Raw genomic sequence first — 15,791 nt, forward strand, 5'->3', positions numbered from 1 at the left:
GATCCCCACCCCGCTTTTCGTGCGCGAACCGGCGCTCAGGCCGAGGCGGCCTCCTCCCGGACGCGGTCGGCACCGGTCGCGGTATCGCTCGGACGGCACAGCCAGTCGTCGATGGTGTCCGCGACGTCGGTCGCCGGGGCTGTGCGCACGGCGTAGCGGTGTGGGCCGCCCGTCGCCGGCGCCCAGGAGCTGGCGGCCTCCGCGTCGACGCTAACGACCCCGGCCTCGCTCCAGGCGAACGCGGACCACGCGGGGTCGACCGCGAGCAGGACGGCGATCGGATCCCAGCTCGGGCGCCCGTTCCCGAAACCGCTGTGGAGCTGGTAGGCGGTCGCCACCGGGCTCTCCCGTCCGTGCGACTCGAGAATCCGCCGGCCGGAGATTACCTGGTGCCCGACCTCCCAGCCGACGAAGTCGATCCTGCCCGGCCACGCGTCGAGGAACTCGGCTGTGAGCGCCGGGTCCTCCGCGAAGTTGTACTCGCCACCTCCGGGCCCCGGCGGTCGCGCACCGCCGAACGCGCCGCCCATGACGACGATGCGATCGACGGACCGTCGTACCAGGTCGCGGCCGCCGAGCGGGGAGAACTCGTCGGGACCCGACCGGAGGAGGCCGACCAGGTTGTCGAAGAAGCCCAGCGACGCCACGGTCACCCCAGACGGGCCCGCGGCGGCGAGCACGCTCCGCAGGAGTCGCACCGGGTCTGCTGTCGGGACCGGCCGGTCCCAGCCGAACAGCCGCGTCGTCCCACGCACGAACTCCTGTGACCCGAGGGTCTCGGTCGGCGGCTGGAGGGCGCCGACCGGCACGGGGAGCCCGTAGTAGTCGTTGATCGCCGCGACCAGGCGCGGACCCCACACGCTGCGGGTGTTGACGTTGACGCCGCCCAGACGCACACGTCCGGCCTGCGACAGTGCGTGGGCGACGGCGAGGGCGCCGACATCGTCGACGTCGTCGTGGATGTCTGTCTCGATGAAGAGTGTCGTGCTCATGTGCTCTCTCTGGTTCGGTCCGGACGCAGAACAGCGCCCTGGCCGGCGAGGGAGGCCCGCCGGCCAGGGCGCTGCGTGTCACGGGCTACTTGCCGGTTGCTGCCTGCTGCAACGTCCCGAGGACGGCGGCGGGGTCGGAGGTGACGGCTGTGCCGATCGTGTTCTTGAGCTTGCCCTGGAGCGAGGTCCACACCGGGTCGCTCGGCAGCTGCCTGGCGTTCGGCAGGGCGGTCAGGAAGGGGGCGAAGACCGGGTCCGTCGACAGCGCCTTCACGGCGGACGTCGTCGCGGGGAGGAGGATGTACTCGCGATCGAACGCCAGCTGGTTCTTGTCGAGGTAGGTGAAGTCGAGGAACTGCTTGAGCGCGGCCCGCTTGCTGCCGTCGCCCTTGAACGCGTAGAGCTGGTCTGCGACGCCGAGTGTCGTGTCGAGGGCCTTCGTCCGTCCGACGAGGGGCGCGGTGCCCCAATCGGCGTCCGTGAGGACTCCGGCCTTCTTGATGATCGGGATGAGCGCGCCCTGGCCGTCGTTCATGAAGCCGATCTCTCCCTGGGCGAACTGCTGCCACAGGTCGGTCCGGTTCGAGGTGCCGGGGTTCGGCTGCGTGAGACCGGCGTCCGTGAGTTTCGTGAGGTAGTCGAACGTGGCCACGTTGGCCTTGCTGTCGATCACCCAGGAGCCGCTCGACGTCTGGTATTCGCCGCCGTTCCCGAGCATCCACATGAACGCCTCGCCGTCGGCGGCCTCCGGGCCGAGGGGCAGGCCCAGGCCGATCTTGCCCAGGGCGGCGATCTTCTTCGCGTCCGCCTGGACGTCGTCCCACGTCGCCGGCGGGGTGCTGATACCTGCCTGCGCGAACAGCTTCTTGTTGTAGAACAGGGCCTGGGCGCTGGTCGTGAACGGCATCCCGTACTGGACGCCGTCGTAGGTCCCGAGGTTCGTGAACGCCGAGAGCAGGTTGTCGTGCGTCGCGGGGGAGAGGACGTCCTCCGCCTTGTAGAGCAGGCCGGCCTTCGCGTAGGCATTGAAGTAGTCCCCCTCGACGACGTCCGGGTACTGGTGGTTCTGCACCATCGTCTGCACCTTGGTGTCGAAGTCCGACCAGGCGATCGTCTGGACTTTCACGTCGATGTCCGGGTGGGTCTTGTGGAACTGGGTGGCGAGGCCTTCCCAGTACTTCTGGCTGGTGTTCGCCGGGCCGGTTCCGTAGTCTGCGGCGACGACAGTGAGAGTGGTCTTCGCTGACCCTCCGGACTGAGCCGAGCATGCGGTCAGCGCCAGTGCCGCCGCGGTCGCGGCGACCGCGATCTGTACTGCTCGTCGTTTCATTCGGGTACTCCGATCTGGGGATGTGGATCCTGTTAATAAATATCCAAGTTGGCAATTAAATTAAGACACGCACACACTCCCTGTCAAGCGGTGCCGGGGTGATAAATAACCAACTTTGCTATTTTGGGACGATGACAGTCGCGAGAAGCGCAGCAGGAGACAGGTCGCTCCTCCGCAGGATGAACACCGGAGCGGCGCTCGCCGTCCTCCGGGCCGGTTCGCAGACGGTCACGACGCTGGCCGCCGACCTCGGCCTGTCGAGGACCGCGGTGGAGGAGATCGTGCGCGACCTCCTCGAGCTCGGCTGGATCCGGGCCGAAGACGACTCCGCCGGTCGCGCGCGTCCCGGCCGACCCGCGAAGCGTTACGTGTTCGCGGCCGAGGTGGGGCATGTCGCCGGCGTCGACATCGGTGTGCACAAGGTCCTCGCCGCCGTGGCCGACCTCGACGGTCGGGTTCTGGCCATCCGGCGGGCCGACGTCGAAGAGTCGGACACGGTCCAGACGCGGTTCGCCGCGGCCCGGCGCGTGCTCGAAGAAGCCGTCGCGGAGGCAGGGCTCGAGCCCGGTGGCGTGTGGTGCGTCGGAGTGGGGGTTCCCGGGGAGGTCGACGCCGAAGGGACGGTCACCCGCTACGGGGGTGTCGGGCTGCCGGGCTGGGCGGGGACGGACATCCGGGGCGAGCTGAGCGCGGCGTGGAGCGTGCCGGTTCTCGTGGAGAGCGACAACAACCTCGGGCTCGCCGCCGAATACTGGCGGGGGAGCGCCGTCGGTGCGGACGACGTGGTCTACATCCTCTCTGGCAACCGGACGAGTGCAGCACTCCTCATCGGCGGGCGGGTGTTCCGCGGGCACAACGGGGGCGCAGGCCTGGTCGGCGCCCTCCCGGAGCTGGGCTGGGCCGAGGCTCCCGACCACGTCGCGCGCCTCAGCGAGGCCGGGCTCGAACCCACCAGAGAGGCCATGTTCCGCGCGGCGACCGCGGGCGACCCGGCCGCCGCGGCGGCCCTCGACCTGTTCGCCCGCAGTCTCGCGAAGGGTATCGCGGCGATGGCCCTGGCCGTCGATCCGCAGAAGATCGTCCTGGGCGGTGGCGTCTCCCAGGGCGGCGAGACCATCCTGCGGCCCGTCTCCGGCTATGTGGACCGGTACGCCGGCCGTCCCGTCCCGCTCGTCCTGTCGACGCTGGGCGGCGATGCCGTCGCCATCGGGGCGCTCAAGCTCGCGCTCGACCACATCGCCGCCCAACTCGAGCGGGAGAGCGGCACGAGCCCGGGCTTTCCGCGACCGGCCGCCGCGCTGGGGGCGGTCGAGGCAACAACCCGGACCCCCTGACCGGCGCGAGGTCCTCCAGCACCGCGCTTCAGCGGCATCCCCAGCCGGTGCCCGCGGCGCTCAGCACCCCGCGGAAGCTCAGCGACGCCGCGGCTTGCGCGGCGGGCGATCGTCGCGCGGCGGGGCGTCGCGGCGCGGGCGGGCTCCGCGGTCGGGTCGGAGCTCGATCAGTTTGCCGCTGATCCGCGTGCCGGAGAGGCGGGAGAGCGTCTCGGCGGGCAGGTCGGCCGGCAACTCGACGATGGAGAACTCGGGCATGATGCGGATGTGCCCGAAGTCTTCGCGACTCAGGCCGCCTTCGTTCGCCAGAGCGCCGACGATCTGGCGTGGTTCGACCTTGTGCCGCTTGCCCACCTCGATGCGGTAGGGGGCCATGGGCGTGTCGTTCCGCGCTCGTCGTTGCGATCGGTCGCCTCGTCCACCGTTCCTGTCGGAGCGATCACCGCGGTCATCGGACCGGGAGTCGCGTTCGACGCGCTGCGCGAGGGCGTCGTCCGCGCTGAGGAGCAGTGGCTCGTCGCCCTGGGCGACGAGGGCGAGGGCGGCGGCCACGTCGGCTTCGGGCACATCGTGGTGCTCGACGTAGTGGCCGATGATCTCGCGGAACCGCGCGATGCGATCCTCGCGAGCGAGGGCCTCCGTGATCGCGTCGTCGAAGCGAGCGAGCCGGGTGACGTTGACATCCTCGATGCTCGGCAGCTGCATCGGGGTGAGCGGCTGGCGGGTGGCCTTCTCGATGGCGGTGAGCAGTCGGCGTTCGCGCGGGGTCACGAAACTGATCGCGGCGCCGCTGCGCCCCGCGCGACCCGTGCGGCCGATGCGGTGCACATACGATTCTGTGTCGATCGGGATGTCGAAGTTGATCACGTGGCTGATGCGTTCGACGTCGAGGCCGCGTGCGGCCACATCCGTGGCGACCAGGATGTCGAGCTTGCCGGACTTCAGCTGGTCGACCGTGCGCTCGCGCTGGGTCTGGGCGACATCGCCGTTGATCGCGGCCGCCGAGTAGCCGCGCGCCCGCAGCCGCTCCGCGAGGCTCTCGGTCTCGTTCTTGGTGCGGACGAAGATGATCATGCCCTCGAAGTTCTCCACCTCGAGGATGCGCGTCAGGGCGTCGATCTTCTGCGGGTACGACACCACGAGGTAGCGCTGCGTCGTGTTCGCCGACGTGGTGGTCTTGGTCGCGACCGTGACCTCTTCGGCGTCGTGGAGGTACTTCTTCGAGATGCGGCGGATCTGCGCAGGCATGGTCGCCGAGAACAGTGCGACCTGCTTGTCTTCCGGGGTGTCGGCGAGGATGGTCTCCACATCCTCCGCGAACCCCATCTTCAGCATCTCGTCGGCTTCGTCGAGCACGAGGTACTTGAGTTCGGAGAGGTCGAGCGTCCCCTTGTCGAGGTGATCCACGATGCGGCCGGGCGTGCCGACCACGATGTGCACGCCGCGCCGCAGCGCCGAGAGCTGCACGCCGTACCCTTGTCCGCCGTAGACCGGCAGCAGATGCACGCCCCTCAGGTGCGTCGCGTAGCTCTCGAACGCCTCCGCCACCTGCAGTGCCAGTTCGCGGGTGGGCGCCAGGACGAGCGCCTGCGGGTTCTTCTGCGCCAGGTCGAGCCGGGACAGGATGGGGAGCGCGAACGCGGCCGTCTTGCCCGTTCCGGTCTGGGCGAGCCCGACGACGTCACGGCCCTCCAGGAGGAGGGGGATCGTCGCCGCCTGGATGGCGGACGGGGTCTCGTAGCCGACGTCCTTCAGGGCGCGGAGCACAGCGCCGTCCAGCCCCAGGTCGGAGAAGGTCAGTGTGTCGTCGGTCTCTGTCTCGCTCTGCGAGTCTCCGGGCGTGGTCATCGTTCAACGGTAGTCCCCGCACGGTGCGCCCACCATGCGGGGACCACAGGTGTCACCCGACGAGGTTCTTCCGCCACCGCGCCGAGAAGCTCGCCGCGGCGAAGCCGATCGAGTCGTTGACGTCGAGCATGGGGCGGTTCTCCTCGGCGTTCACCGTCTCGACGAGCGTGCAGGCGGGGAACCGCTCGGTCAGCGCGCGGAGGTTGGTGAGCTTCAGCAGCATCCCCAGCCGGTGTCCGCGGTGCTCGCGCAGCACCAGCGTGTCCATCTGCTCGGCCGGCCGGTCGGACTCGGTGGAGACGTCGAGCTCCGTGAAGCCGACCGCCTCTCCTGTGGCCTCCTCGACCGCGATCGACGTGAGTGCGACGCGCGGGCTCTCGGCCCAGAGGTCGTCGACCGCGCGGACGCGTTCGGCGGTCCAGACGTCGGTCAGGTCGATGCCGGCGTTGGGCGCGTCCGTGTTCATCCTCGTGCGCAGTGACGCGATGGAGTCCACCCACTCCTCGGGTGTCCGGCCGTGCCAGCTGACCGTCCGGTAGCCGGCCGCCGCGGCGGCCGCCTCCGCGAGGTGGGCCGAGAACACGTCCGTGTCGACGGGCAGCGGCAGAGCGCTGATCCGCGCGACCTGTTCGAGCGAGAAGCCCAGGCGTCGCAGGAACCGGGTCGACGGGAGGTCGATCGGCACCGACCCGAACCCGGTCGGCGCCGGGATCGCCTCGCCCTGGACACCGGCCGGATAGGTCGTCTGATTCTGAAGTGTCGCGCGGCCGGCCTCCCGGGCCAGCTGCTCCAGGCGGGCGTAGAGCGCCGAGCCGATGCCGCGGCTGCGGAACCCGGGGAGGACGGAGACAGCTCCCCAGCATTCCGGGGCGTCGGCCGGAAGCGCCAGGTTACCTCGGGCGACGACGCGGCCGTCGACCTTGGCGACGAGTCCGATCATCGACCGCGACTCGTCCTTCCAGTCCGGCAGCAGTTCGGCGGCGGTCATCACCTCGCCGGTGTGGCCGCGCTGTTCCGCCTCGACGGCGTTGCGCACGGCGGCGAAGGCGATGAAGTCCGCCGCGTCGTCCGCGTCGATGCGGGCAGGGACGACGAGCGGCTCGATGGTGAAGCCGGAGAGCGTGGTGGTGTGATCTGTGGATGACATGAAACCTCATTGTTGGCAGGATCGATCGACTCACCCACGGTCGTGGGGAGGAAGAGTATCGCTGCTAGAGGATCACGGCGTTCAGCATTCCACAGCAGGGCCGCGGAGGACAAGTCCCGCGGATCGGACCGGCTCAGTCCCGCCGGCCGTCGACCGGGCGGGCACGCAGCCCGTCGACGATGACGCGTGCGATCCGCTCCCCGCTCTCCGTGCTGCGCGTGGTGGAGTACGCCGCCCGCAGCAGGGCGAGCACATCGTCGAGCTGGAGGTCGGCCCGGACCTCGCCGGAGCGTTGGGCGTCGGCCAGCAGCCGGCCCGCGTGCGCGCGCAGCCGGGCCGACGCGGCCATCACGTCTTCGCCGAACCCGGAGTCCTCGCCCTCCAGCGCAGCGGTCAGCTCGACTTTGAACCGTGACCCCCGGAACGTCGCCGTGATGAAGTCCGCGAGTCCGTTCCCCGAGTCGTCGCCCTGCTCGGCGACGGCGCTGAGGGCGTCGATCTCCTGAACCATGAGCGCTTCCAGCAGGGCGCGCTTGGTCGGGAAGTTGCGGTAGAACGTCCCCACCCCGACGCCGGCTCGCTGCGCGACCTCCTCGACGGACAGTGCGCCGGTGCTCTCGTGGAACAGCTCCGTGGCCGCGGTGAGCAGCTTCGCGCGGTTGCGCGCGGCGTCGGAACGCGGTGCTCGAGCTGTCGACACCAAACGGAATCAATCCTCCGTATACTTAAGCGGAAACTGGGTTCCGCATAATTCTAGGAGATGACGATGTCAGAAGCCACCGAGGCGGCACGGCGGTTCCTCCGGGTGACCGTCGACGACCTGAGCGCGCTCGCCGAGGTCTACGGAGAGGAGGTGGTGATCGAGATGCCGTTCGCGGCGGGAATCGCGCCGACCTCGCGACGCGTCACGCGCGACGAGCTCAGGGCGCAGTTCAGCCGGGAGGGCATCCCGCGCTACACCTCGGTCAGCGACGTGAGCATCCTGGACTGCGCCGACCCGCACACCGCCGTCCTGGAGTACCGCCTGCACGGAGAACGCGCCGACGGCCGGGCGTTCGCGACCGACTACATCATGGTGATCACCACCCGCGACGGGAGGATCGTGCACTCGCGCGACTACAGCAACCCCGTGCAGGCCGCACTCAACAGCGGTCGCGCCGACCAGCTGATCCGGATCCTGCAGGATTCAGACGGCGATGCTGCGGCAGTGATGTAACACTTCGCCCGCTGCCGGACAGTATGGAGTGTGGGGACCTTCGCAGACGAGCCGGACGAGGCTGCCGAGTGGGCCGGCGCGTGCGCCGGTGACTCGTCGGCGTTCGCCGCCGTGTACGACCGGCATCGGGAGCGGGTCTTCCGTGCTGCGCTGAGGCTGACCGGCGATCGCCACGACGCCGAGGACGTCACCGCGGCGGCGTTCTTCGAACTGTGGCGCCGGCGCGCGAGCGTACGCGTCGTCGGCGGGTCGGTGCTGCCGTGGCTGCTGGTGGTGACGTCGAACGCCGCGCGGAACCAGGCCAGGAGCGTTCGTCGCCATCGCCGGCTGATCGACGCGATCCCGCGCGGCGTGGACGACGGCGCGGCGGCCTTCGAGGCGGTGGACGACGCTGTCGATCATGCCGGGCTGGCGCGCGAGCTGCGGGAGATGCCGGACCGCGACCGTGCGCTCCTGGTGCTGACGGCACTCGAGGGCTATTCCACCGTCGCGGCGGCGGAGGCCCTCGGGATCAGCGCGGGCGCAGCCCGGGTGCGGTTGCACCGGCTGCGCGGCCGGCTCCGGGAGGCCCACACGCGACTGCAAGCGCCCGCCGCGGCGGACGAGCTGGGAGGTGCACGGTGAGCGAGACGATGGATCCCACCTTCGCGGACGGCCTGCGGGCGTCGCTGATCCGGTACGCGGACGCGACGCCACGGCGGCGCAGCGCGGCGCGCCGCCGGTGGGGGATCGGCGCCGTGCTCGTCGTCGGCCTGCTCGGCGGCGGTACCGCCTACGCTGCGCACGTGTGGGTGCAGCCGGGCGGCGAGGAGCACGCCGAGCTGGCGACGCCCGTCCGGCTCTCGTCGTCGGGCACCGCCACGATCGCGCTCGGCCCGCGTCCGGACGGCGCGTCGCAGGTCTTCCTCGAGTTCACGCCGTACGACCCCGGCACGTACTCCTTCGGTCGCGGGGGCGCAGGGCTCACGGTGGGAGCCGCCGACCTCCCCGGTTCCGAATCGGCCTCGTCCGTGAACCGCGCGGCGACGTCGTACTACCTGCGGCGTGAGGAACTCGACCCGGGCGGCACATCGTTCACGATCACCACGTCGTCGGCGTCGCTGCGGTGGACGGCCACCCTCACCTGGGTCAGCTCGCACACCACCGCGTGGGGGGTGAACGCGTCGGGCCAGACCTACGGCGTGCAGAACGAGACGGGGACTCCTGACCTGATCGCCGTCGTGGCGACCAACGGCAGGGAAGGCTACGTCTACCGCATCCGACTCGAGGACGCGGACGGCACCACCGCGAGCCGGTCGTTCCGCAGCCCGGAGGACGCGCTGGCGTGGCAGCGCGAACACGCCGGCACGGTCACCCACCTGCCCGTGTTCGCCTCCGACGGCCGAACCAGGGTCGGCGAGTTCGACGTGGGGTGAGCGGAGCTCAGATCCGGCGGCCGCTGGAGGAGGGTGTCGACTCCGTGGCGACCCCGAACACCCCGCCCAGCACGCGCACCGCGGCCTGACGGTCGGCGGTGCCGCCGGCCTCGTGCCCCGCGCCCGTCCACTCGCGGATCGTGATCGGCGCCGCGTACTCGACGGCTGCGGTGCGCGCGGTCTCGGGAGGGCAGATGTCGTCGTCGAGCCCGTCCGAGATCCAGCCGGGCGCGGTGGCGTGCCGGGCCGACGTGACGCCGTCGACGTAGGCGAGCGTCCGGGCGACCGCGTCGGCCCGGTCGGGATGCTCGGTCAGGTAGCCGCGCAGCTCGGTCCACGGTCCCTGCGCCGCGCGCTGCAGGGCCGTCGGTGCGTCGGTGAGGAACGGCGCCTGGGCGAGCACGGCCACGAGGTCGGGGACGAGTGCGCCCGCGCCGAGCGCGATGCCGCCGCCCTGGCTGTTGCCGATCATCGCCACCCGGCCGGGGTCCACCGTGTCGAGCGTGCGGACCGCCTCGATCGCGCGTGCCACGTCCACGAAGACGCCGCGGTAGTAGTACCGGTCGGGCTCGAGGACGCCGTCGAGCAGGTGGCCGGTGCTGGCGTTGCCCTGCCCGTGCGTGTTCACCACGAGGTGCGCGAAGCCGGCGGCCGCCCAGGTCAGATCGTCGATCGGCGAGAGCCGGCCTGCTCCGTAACCGTTCGCGTGCACGACGGCCGGGAGCGCGCCCTCCCTGTGCCGGGGCAGGCGCAGCCAGCCGCTCACGCGGCGTCCTCCGTGGCCGGCGAACGAGACGTCGAAAACGTCGATCGCGGTGAGCCCGGTGTCGACGGGCTCGGCCTCGAACGCGAGCGGATGCCGGCGCGCGCGATCGAGCGCCTCGTCCCAGTACGCGCGGTAGTCGTCGGGCGTCGGCAGTGGTGCGGTGCCGAGCAGCGCGGGGAGGGGAGCGTGCGCCGGCATCCCGCTCATCCGGCGGCGGCCGTCCCGGCCGCGTCGAGCCCGGCCGCGTCGGTCCCGGTCGCGTCGAGCCCGGCCGCCTCGAGCCAGGCCTCGGCGATCATCCGGTGCCCTTCCGGGCTCGGGTGCACGCCGTCCGGCGCGACCGCCGGGATGCCCTGCGCGCGGGCCACCGCGGTCAGGCGGTCGTGCAGCGGCACGAGAGTGGCGTCGTAGTCGGCGGCCACCCGGACGACCGCTGCGCGCTTGCCGTCGAGGTCGTCGAGCCAGGCGCGCTGGTCGGGCGTGACCGGCAGGAAGAACGGCTCGATGAGGAGCAGGCGCGGGCGCGGTGCCGGGAGCGCGTCGAGGAGACGGCGCAGCGTCGCCTCGAACGCGGCGGCCTCGGTCGGATCGTCGCTGTCGAAGCGGCGCCACATGTCGTTGACGCCGACGTAGACCGTGAGGACGTCGGCCCGGGCCGGGGCGACCTCGCCGGCCCAGCGGGCCTCGAGGTCGACCGCGCGGTCGCCGGAGACGCCGAGGTTGCGCACCTCGGCGCCGCCGGCACGCCCGGCGAGGGCGTCCGCGATGAGGCGGACATAGCCCTCGCCGAGCGACGCGGGGTCGCTCCGATCGCGGCTGCAGTCGGTGATGGAGTCGCCGACGAAGACGTATCGGGCGGGATGGGACATGGTGCTCCTTAGCTGGTCACTTCGCGGTGTACTGGAAGACATCGTGCCGGAGAACGTCCCCCGACACCTTCTTCACCAGGATGGTGTGCTGACCGGCGCGCAGTCCGGTCACCTCGAACAGTTTCTGCCCGGTGCGGCGGCCGGCCGAGTGGGTGTCGACCGTCTTGGCGAGCTTCCCGTCGACATAGACGGCCGCGGAGCCCTGGTCGGGCGCGGTCGCGCTGATCCACGACACACCCGTGCCGGTGAAGGTCGACCCGACGGTATCCCCGTTCGTGCGCGTCGCGTGGATGTCGTCGTGCGCGTCGCCGCGGAACCGGAAACCGAGCGAGGCAGTGCCGTCGGCGAGGCCGGCGAGGTAGGCCGACGCGATGGTCACGGTCGAGCCGGACACCGTGTAGTCGGCGCCGCGCTTCAGTGCGGTGCCGTCGCGCACGATGTCGGCGAGCTCGCCGCCGTCGCGCTGCAGCGTCACCGTCACGTCGGCGGGCTTCGCCTTGTCGAAGACCGCGGTGTCCGGGTCGAGCAGGCTCGCCAGGGTGACGTCGAGCTTGTCGAGGAGCATGAACGCGCCGGACTTCTTGACGACGCGCAGGGTGTGCGAGCCGTTCGGGAGGCCGCTGGCGCTCCAGACCACCTGCTGCGCGAGCCGCGGCTGGCCGGCGGCCCTGCTCGTGTCCACGGTCTTCTGGTACTGACCATCGAGGTAGACGTCGACGTTTCCCTGCGACTGGTCGAGCTCTGTCACGTAGTCGATGCCCGTGCCGGTGAACGTGTACTGGAACGACGAGCCGTCGCCCTCGGTGTAGTGCACGTCGTCCTTGTAGTCGCCGAGCCCGCGACCTCCGCTCTGTCCCCAGCTGCCCGTGTAGGTGATGCCCTGGTCGCCGTCGTTGACCGCGACGACCCGGCCGGACGCGGGCGGCGTCGGCACGGTGCCGGTCGACGAGTCGCCGACGGCGATCTGCAGCGGCTGCGTGGAGGCCGCGACCTCGTCACCGCCGTTGCGCGTCCACGTGCCCGTGTAAGTGACCCGCTGGGCGTCGTCGTTCAGCGCGACGGTCGTGCCCTTCTGCGGGGTGACCCGCAGCAGGCGGACGCCGTGGATGGGGACGGTCCGGCCGGTGAACGTGCCCGTGAACGTCCCGAGGTCCTTGCCCGCCCACAGGTCGCGGACCTTCGCGGGCCCGTCGAGGCCGAGGTCGGACCAGTTCGCGGTGATGTCGGACTCCGTCGGGCCGAGGTTGAACAGCGCGACCGTGTAGCTGCCGTCGGCGTTCGGGGCGTACCAGACCTGCTTGTCGGTGGAGGTCGACACCGGCTGGGCAGGCGTGCCCGCCTGGTTCACGGCCACGACCTCCCTGTTGGTGAGCAGGTCGACGCCGAACTGGTCGAGGTCGGTCAGGTCGTTGCCGACGTACATCGGGGCCGCTGAGATGGCCCAGAGCGTGGTCGCCGTGCGGCGCTCGTCGCGGGTGAGGCCGTCCATGGTGCCGTTACCGACGTCGAGGGAGTCGAAGTCGTTCCAGCCGCCGGGCCCGGCGTAGCGCCACCAGTCGGCGGCACGCGGGAACAGGCGCGCGATGTTGCTCCACTGCGTCAGCTGGACGCCGGGGGCGTACGCCTCCACGTCCCATTCGACGCGCCAGCCGTTCGCGTACTGCTTCCAGGTGTCGGCGTAGTCGATGTCGAGCGCCCAGGAGAGCTCGAACCAGATGCCCTTGGCCTTCAGCGCCGTCGACCAGGCGGCGACGTCGTCGCGTGCATCCAGGGACAGGTCGCTGACGCCGGAGCCCGGGGTCACGCTGTCGAACTTGACGAAGTTCACGCCCCAGGACGCGAGCTGGTCGACGATGGAGTCGACGTACTTCTGCGAGCACGGGTTCGAGAAGTCGATCCGGTAGCCGATCTTCCAGTAGTCGGCCTGCTGCAGCGGCTGCTTCACGATGTCGTGGGTGGTGCACCCCGGCGCGTTCGCGATCGGGTAGGCCGCCTCGTACACCGCGGGCGAGACGCCCGGGATGAAGTACAGGCCGAACTTCTGGCCGTTCGCGTGGACGTGGTCGATGACCGCCTTCAGGCCCTGGGGGTAGAGAGTCGCGCTCGGCACGGGCCGGCCGTAGGCGTCGACGCCGTCGTTCCAGCCGGAGTCGACGTTGATGTAGTCGTAGCCCGCCTTGCCCAGCTTCGCCTTCATGGCGTCGGACTGGGCGATGATCTGGTCGGCGGTGATCCACTTGGGGTTGCCGGTGTAGACCTGCATGCTGTAGCTGCTCCAGCCCAGGTAGGGCTTCGCCGCCCAGGCGTCGAACGAGGCGGCGCCGGGGGTCGCTGTCGGTGCGGCGGCGGGTGGGGTGGCGCCGGTCGGCGTCGGCGTCGCGGCAGGCGACGGCACCGGGGTGGGGCTCGGCGTCGCGGTCGGCGTCGGTGTCGGCGTCGGTGTCGGTGTCGCGCCCGCGGGCACGGCGGCCGCGGCCACCAGGCCGAGGGCCGCGATCGTCACGGCGACGGCGGTGAGCCCCCGGCGTGCACGTTTCTGGCGTGTCATGCGTCTTCCTCTCTGAAGCGCTCTGGCGCAGCGGTGCGCGGGAGCGGGTTAGTGCGGTGGGCCGTCCAGGGCGCGGATCCGTCCGCGGGCGTGCGGCTGCGTCACGGCAGCCGCGTCAGGTCGAACAGCATCGCCTGCTGCGGGTTCAGGGTGGGCATCGGGACGCCGGCGACCGCGAGCACAGAGCCGGGCAGCTCCACGCCCTCCGGAGCGAGCGCCGCGGTGATCCAGGAGGGGTCGGAGCTCTGGTGCCTGCTCGACGGGCCGAAATCGTCGCGGATCCGCACCGTGTAGCGCGCCGATGCGTCGAGTCCGGGGAAGCGCACGCGGCCGGACTGGCCGGGCGCCGACGTGGCGAGCCGCGCCCAGGTGCAGATCGCCCTGCTGCCGTCGTCGGCGACGATGCCGCTCAGCATCGTCGCCTCGTCGGCGAGGTCGGCGTTGACGACGCGGCCGGTGTGGATGAGCCCACGCAGCTCGCGGTATGCGGTGCCCCAGCGTGCGATGCGCTCCAGCTCCTCCTCGTCCGCCTCCTGGAGGTCCCACTCGATGCCCGCGTGGGAGGTGAGCGCGACGATCAGGCGGAACGACAGGTCCGTGCGGCGCGAGGTGGTGTGCGAGCGCTCGGCGCCGAGGTGCGAGCCGATCAGCTCCGGCGGCACGAGCATCCGGGTCCAGCGCTCGATCTGCAGCCGCTCGACCGGGTCGTTGCAGTCGGACGCCCAGACCCGGTCCGTGCGGTCCAGGATGCCGAGGTCGACGCGTCCGCCGCCACCAGAGCAGGTCTCGATCTCGAGGCCGGGGTGCCGTTCGCGCAGGGTGTCCAGCATCCGGTACAGCGCGAGCGTCTGCGCGTGGACCGCCGGTCGGTCGATGCCGGCCGCACCGCTCACCGGCTCGGACAGGTCGCGGTTGTGGTCCCACTTGATGTAGTCGACGCCGTACTCGTCGACGATCGCGCTGACCCGCTCGAGCACGTGCGCGTACGCGTCGGGACGCGTGAGGTCGAGGACGTGCTGGTCGCGCGCTGTCGCACCGAGCGCCTGCCGCGGGCCGAGCACCCAGTCGGGATGCGCCCGGGCGAGGTCGGAGTCGAGGTTGACCATCTCCGGCTCGAACCAGATGCCGAACTGCATCCCGTGCGAGCGCACCAGCGTGACCAGCGGCGAGAGGCCGTCCGGCCACACCCCGCGGTCGACGAACCAGTCGCCGAGCCCGGCGTTCGCGTCGCGCCGGCCGTGGAACCAGCCGTCGTCGAGAACGACGCGCTCGACGCCGACGCGGCCGGCGCGCTCTACCAGAGCCGCGAGCCGGTCGAGGTCGTGGTCGAAGTAGACCGCCTCCCACGAGTTGAGCGTCAGCGGGCGCGGAGAGCGCGGGTGCGACGGCCGGGCCCGCAGGCGCCGGTGCAGCCGGTGGGCGACTCCGTCGAGGCCGTCCCCCGACCAGACGAACAGCGCGGTCGGCGCGTCGTAGCGCTCGCCGTCGGCGAGTTCGATCTCGCCGGGTCGCAGACCCTCGCCGACCCCGAGCACCGCGGAGAACGGCCCGGCGCCCTCGGTCAGCCGCTCGACGACGTACTCGGCGTCGCCGCTCCAGGCGAGGTGGGTCGCCCAGGCCTCTCCGTGCCCGAAGTCGAGGTTCTCGGTGCCGGCGACGACCAGGAAGGGGGCGTCGTGGCCCGGCTTGCCGCGGCGGGCGCGGCGCACGTGGCTGCCGAAGAAGACCGGTCCGCGCTGCGGTGCGCGTTCGCGGCACCACTTGCCGGTGAAGTCCAGGATCTCCACGGCACGCTCCGGCACGGGGAGCAGCACGCGGAGGGCGTCGAGTGTGTACGGGAGGCCGGCGCCGTCGGCCGACAGGAGCGCATCCCGGACGATCGACACGTCGATCGCGAGCACCCCGAACCGGTCGAGCGTCAGCGTCATCGTCGACCGCAGGGCGGTGATCTCGTCGACGAGGTCGATCTCGATCGCGCCGCCCTCGTCGGCGTCCGCGCCGTCGTGACGGTAGCGCACGGCGGCCGTCCGCGGCCGGGGAGTGGTCGCGGAGCCGGAGGCGTGGCCCTCCTGTGCCGGGGTCCCCGCCCAGCCCTCGAACTCGGTGGGCCACAGGCTGAACGTGCGCGGCACGTCCGGCGAGTTGTTGAGCACGGCCGGCCCTGCCGTCTCGCGGAGCGCCTCCGCTGCTGCCTCGTCGAGGCGCCCGAGGTCGGCGCCCCAGTGCAGCACGCGGGGCACGCGGCCGGACGCGTCGATGACGAGGGAGGCGCCTGAGGCGCGGAGGGCCAGAACGGCGCCGTAGCCGTCGAGCATGGAGGGGCTCC

Annotated in this window: 13 protein-coding genes; 4 read left to right on the forward strand and 9 right to left on the reverse strand. The window is 71.4% G+C overall.

Features of this window, described 5'->3' with window-relative positions:
* Positions 1-35 precede the first annotated feature (35 nt).
* Complete coding sequence (locus tag KNO15_RS19105) at positions 36-992, reverse strand: nucleoside hydrolase (protein ID WP_241705404.1); 957 nt, start codon at positions 990-992, stop codon at positions 36-38.
* A gap of 85 nt (positions 993-1,077) precedes the next feature.
* Complete coding sequence (locus KNO15_RS19110) at positions 1,078-2,322, reverse strand: extracellular solute-binding protein (RefSeq protein WP_241705405.1); 1,245 nt, start codon at positions 2,320-2,322, stop codon at positions 1,078-1,080.
* A gap of 131 nt (positions 2,323-2,453) precedes the next feature.
* On the opposite strand from KNO15_RS19110, the gene KNO15_RS19115 reads away from it, so the two are divergent.
* A complete protein-coding gene (locus KNO15_RS19115; RefSeq protein WP_241705406.1) occupies positions 2,454-3,656 on the forward strand; it encodes an ROK family transcriptional regulator in 1,203 nt (400 codons plus the stop codon).
* Between the two features lie 78 nt (positions 3,657-3,734).
* Here the strand turns inward: KNO15_RS19115 and KNO15_RS19120 are convergent, their stop codons facing one another.
* The 3 genes from KNO15_RS19120 to KNO15_RS19130 all read right to left on the reverse strand — a co-directional run bounded on the left by KNO15_RS19120 (position 3,735) and on the right by KNO15_RS19130 (position 7,351).
* Positions 3,735-5,504 (reverse strand): DEAD/DEAH box helicase, encoded by a 1,770-nt coding sequence (locus KNO15_RS19120; RefSeq protein ID WP_241705407.1) that lies wholly within the window; start codon positions 5,502-5,504, stop codon positions 3,735-3,737.
* 52 nt (positions 5,505-5,556) lie between these two features.
* Entirely contained in the window at positions 5,557-6,651 is a 1,095-nt protein-coding gene (locus KNO15_RS19125; protein WP_241705408.1) for a GNAT family N-acetyltransferase, read from the reverse strand.
* Between the two features lie 133 nt (positions 6,652-6,784).
* The gene (locus tag KNO15_RS19130) at positions 6,785-7,351 is read right to left on the reverse strand and encodes a TetR/AcrR family transcriptional regulator (RefSeq protein ID WP_241705409.1); all 567 of its coding nucleotides are present in this window, start codon (positions 7,349-7,351) and stop codon (positions 6,785-6,787) included.
* 66 nt (positions 7,352-7,417) lie between these two features.
* Here KNO15_RS19130 and KNO15_RS19135 point away from each other — a divergent pair, with 66 nt between their 5' ends.
* The 3 genes from KNO15_RS19135 to KNO15_RS19145 are packed head-to-tail and all read left to right on the forward strand — an operon-like array spanning position 7,418 to position 9,282.
* Positions 7,418-7,867: a nuclear transport factor 2 family protein gene (locus KNO15_RS19135; protein WP_241705410.1), complete on the forward strand. Its 450-nt coding sequence runs from the start codon at positions 7,418-7,420 to the stop codon at positions 7,865-7,867.
* Positions 7,868-7,897: 30 nt separating this feature from the next.
* Positions 7,898-8,491: an RNA polymerase sigma factor gene (locus KNO15_RS19140; protein WP_241705411.1), complete on the forward strand. Its 594-nt coding sequence runs from the start codon at positions 7,898-7,900 to the stop codon at positions 8,489-8,491.
* Entirely contained in the window at positions 8,488-9,282 is a 795-nt protein-coding gene (locus KNO15_RS19145; protein ID WP_241705412.1) for a peptidase M56 family protein, read from the forward strand. Before KNO15_RS19140 ends, KNO15_RS19145 begins: the two co-directional genes overlap by 4 nt.
* A 7-nt stretch (positions 9,283-9,289) precedes the next feature.
* Here KNO15_RS19145 and KNO15_RS19150 read toward each other — a convergent pair whose 3' ends face one another.
* The 4 genes from KNO15_RS19150 to KNO15_RS19165 all read right to left on the reverse strand — a co-directional run bounded on the left by KNO15_RS19150 (position 9,290) and on the right by KNO15_RS19165 (position 15,780).
* The gene (locus KNO15_RS19150; protein WP_241705413.1) at positions 9,290-10,246 is read right to left on the reverse strand and encodes an acetylxylan esterase; all 957 of its coding nucleotides are present in this window, start codon (positions 10,244-10,246) and stop codon (positions 9,290-9,292) included.
* Between the two features lie 5 nt (positions 10,247-10,251).
* Positions 10,252-10,917, reverse strand: a complete 666-nt coding sequence (locus KNO15_RS19155; RefSeq protein ID WP_241705414.1) for an SGNH/GDSL hydrolase family protein — start codon at positions 10,915-10,917, stop codon at positions 10,252-10,254.
* 16 nt (positions 10,918-10,933) lie between these two features.
* Complete coding sequence (locus KNO15_RS19160) at positions 10,934-13,465, reverse strand: X2-like carbohydrate binding domain-containing protein (RefSeq protein WP_241705415.1); 2,532 nt, start codon at positions 13,463-13,465, stop codon at positions 10,934-10,936.
* A 101-nt stretch (positions 13,466-13,566) separates the two neighbouring features.
* Complete coding sequence (locus KNO15_RS19165) at positions 13,567-15,780, reverse strand: alpha-galactosidase (RefSeq protein ID WP_241705416.1); 2,214 nt, start codon at positions 15,778-15,780, stop codon at positions 13,567-13,569.
* Positions 15,781-15,791 lie beyond the last annotated feature (11 nt).

Source organism: Leifsonia shinshuensis, assembly GCF_022606355.1.
Classification (GTDB): domain Bacteria; phylum Actinomycetota; class Actinomycetes; order Actinomycetales; family Microbacteriaceae; genus Leifsonia; species Leifsonia shinshuensis_B.

Excerpts from the sequence above, each read along its gene's own strand:
- KNO15_RS19150 (WP_241705413.1), bottom strand. The coding sequence starts at position 10,246 with ATGCCGGCGCACGCTCCCCTCCCCGCGCTGCTCGGCACCGCACCACTG.
- KNO15_RS19115 (WP_241705406.1), top strand. The coding sequence starts at position 2,454 with ATGACAGTCGCGAGAAGCGCAGCAGGAGACAGGTCGCTCCTCCGCAGG.
- KNO15_RS19110 (WP_241705405.1), bottom strand. The coding sequence starts at position 2,322 with ATGAAACGACGAGCAGTACAGATCGCGGTCGCCGCGACCGCGGCGGCA.
- KNO15_RS19125 (WP_241705408.1), bottom strand. The coding sequence starts at position 6,651 with ATGTCATCCACAGATCACACCACCACGCTCTCCGGCTTCACCATCGAG.
- KNO15_RS19105 (WP_241705404.1), bottom strand. The coding sequence starts at position 992 with ATGAGCACGACACTCTTCATCGAGACAGACATCCACGACGACGTCGAC.
- KNO15_RS19160 (WP_241705415.1), bottom strand. The coding sequence starts at position 13,465 with ATGACACGCCAGAAACGTGCACGCCGGGGGCTCACCGCCGTCGCCGTG.
- KNO15_RS19135 (WP_241705410.1), top strand. The coding sequence starts at position 7,418 with ATGTCAGAAGCCACCGAGGCGGCACGGCGGTTCCTCCGGGTGACCGTC.
- KNO15_RS19165 (WP_241705416.1), bottom strand. The coding sequence starts at position 15,780 with ATGCTCGACGGCTACGGCGCCGTTCTGGCCCTCCGCGCCTCAGGCGCC.
- KNO15_RS19120 (WP_241705407.1), bottom strand. The coding sequence starts at position 5,504 with ATGACCACGCCCGGAGACTCGCAGAGCGAGACAGAGACCGACGACACA.
- KNO15_RS19155 (WP_241705414.1), bottom strand. The coding sequence starts at position 10,917 with ATGTCCCATCCCGCCCGATACGTCTTCGTCGGCGACTCCATCACCGAC.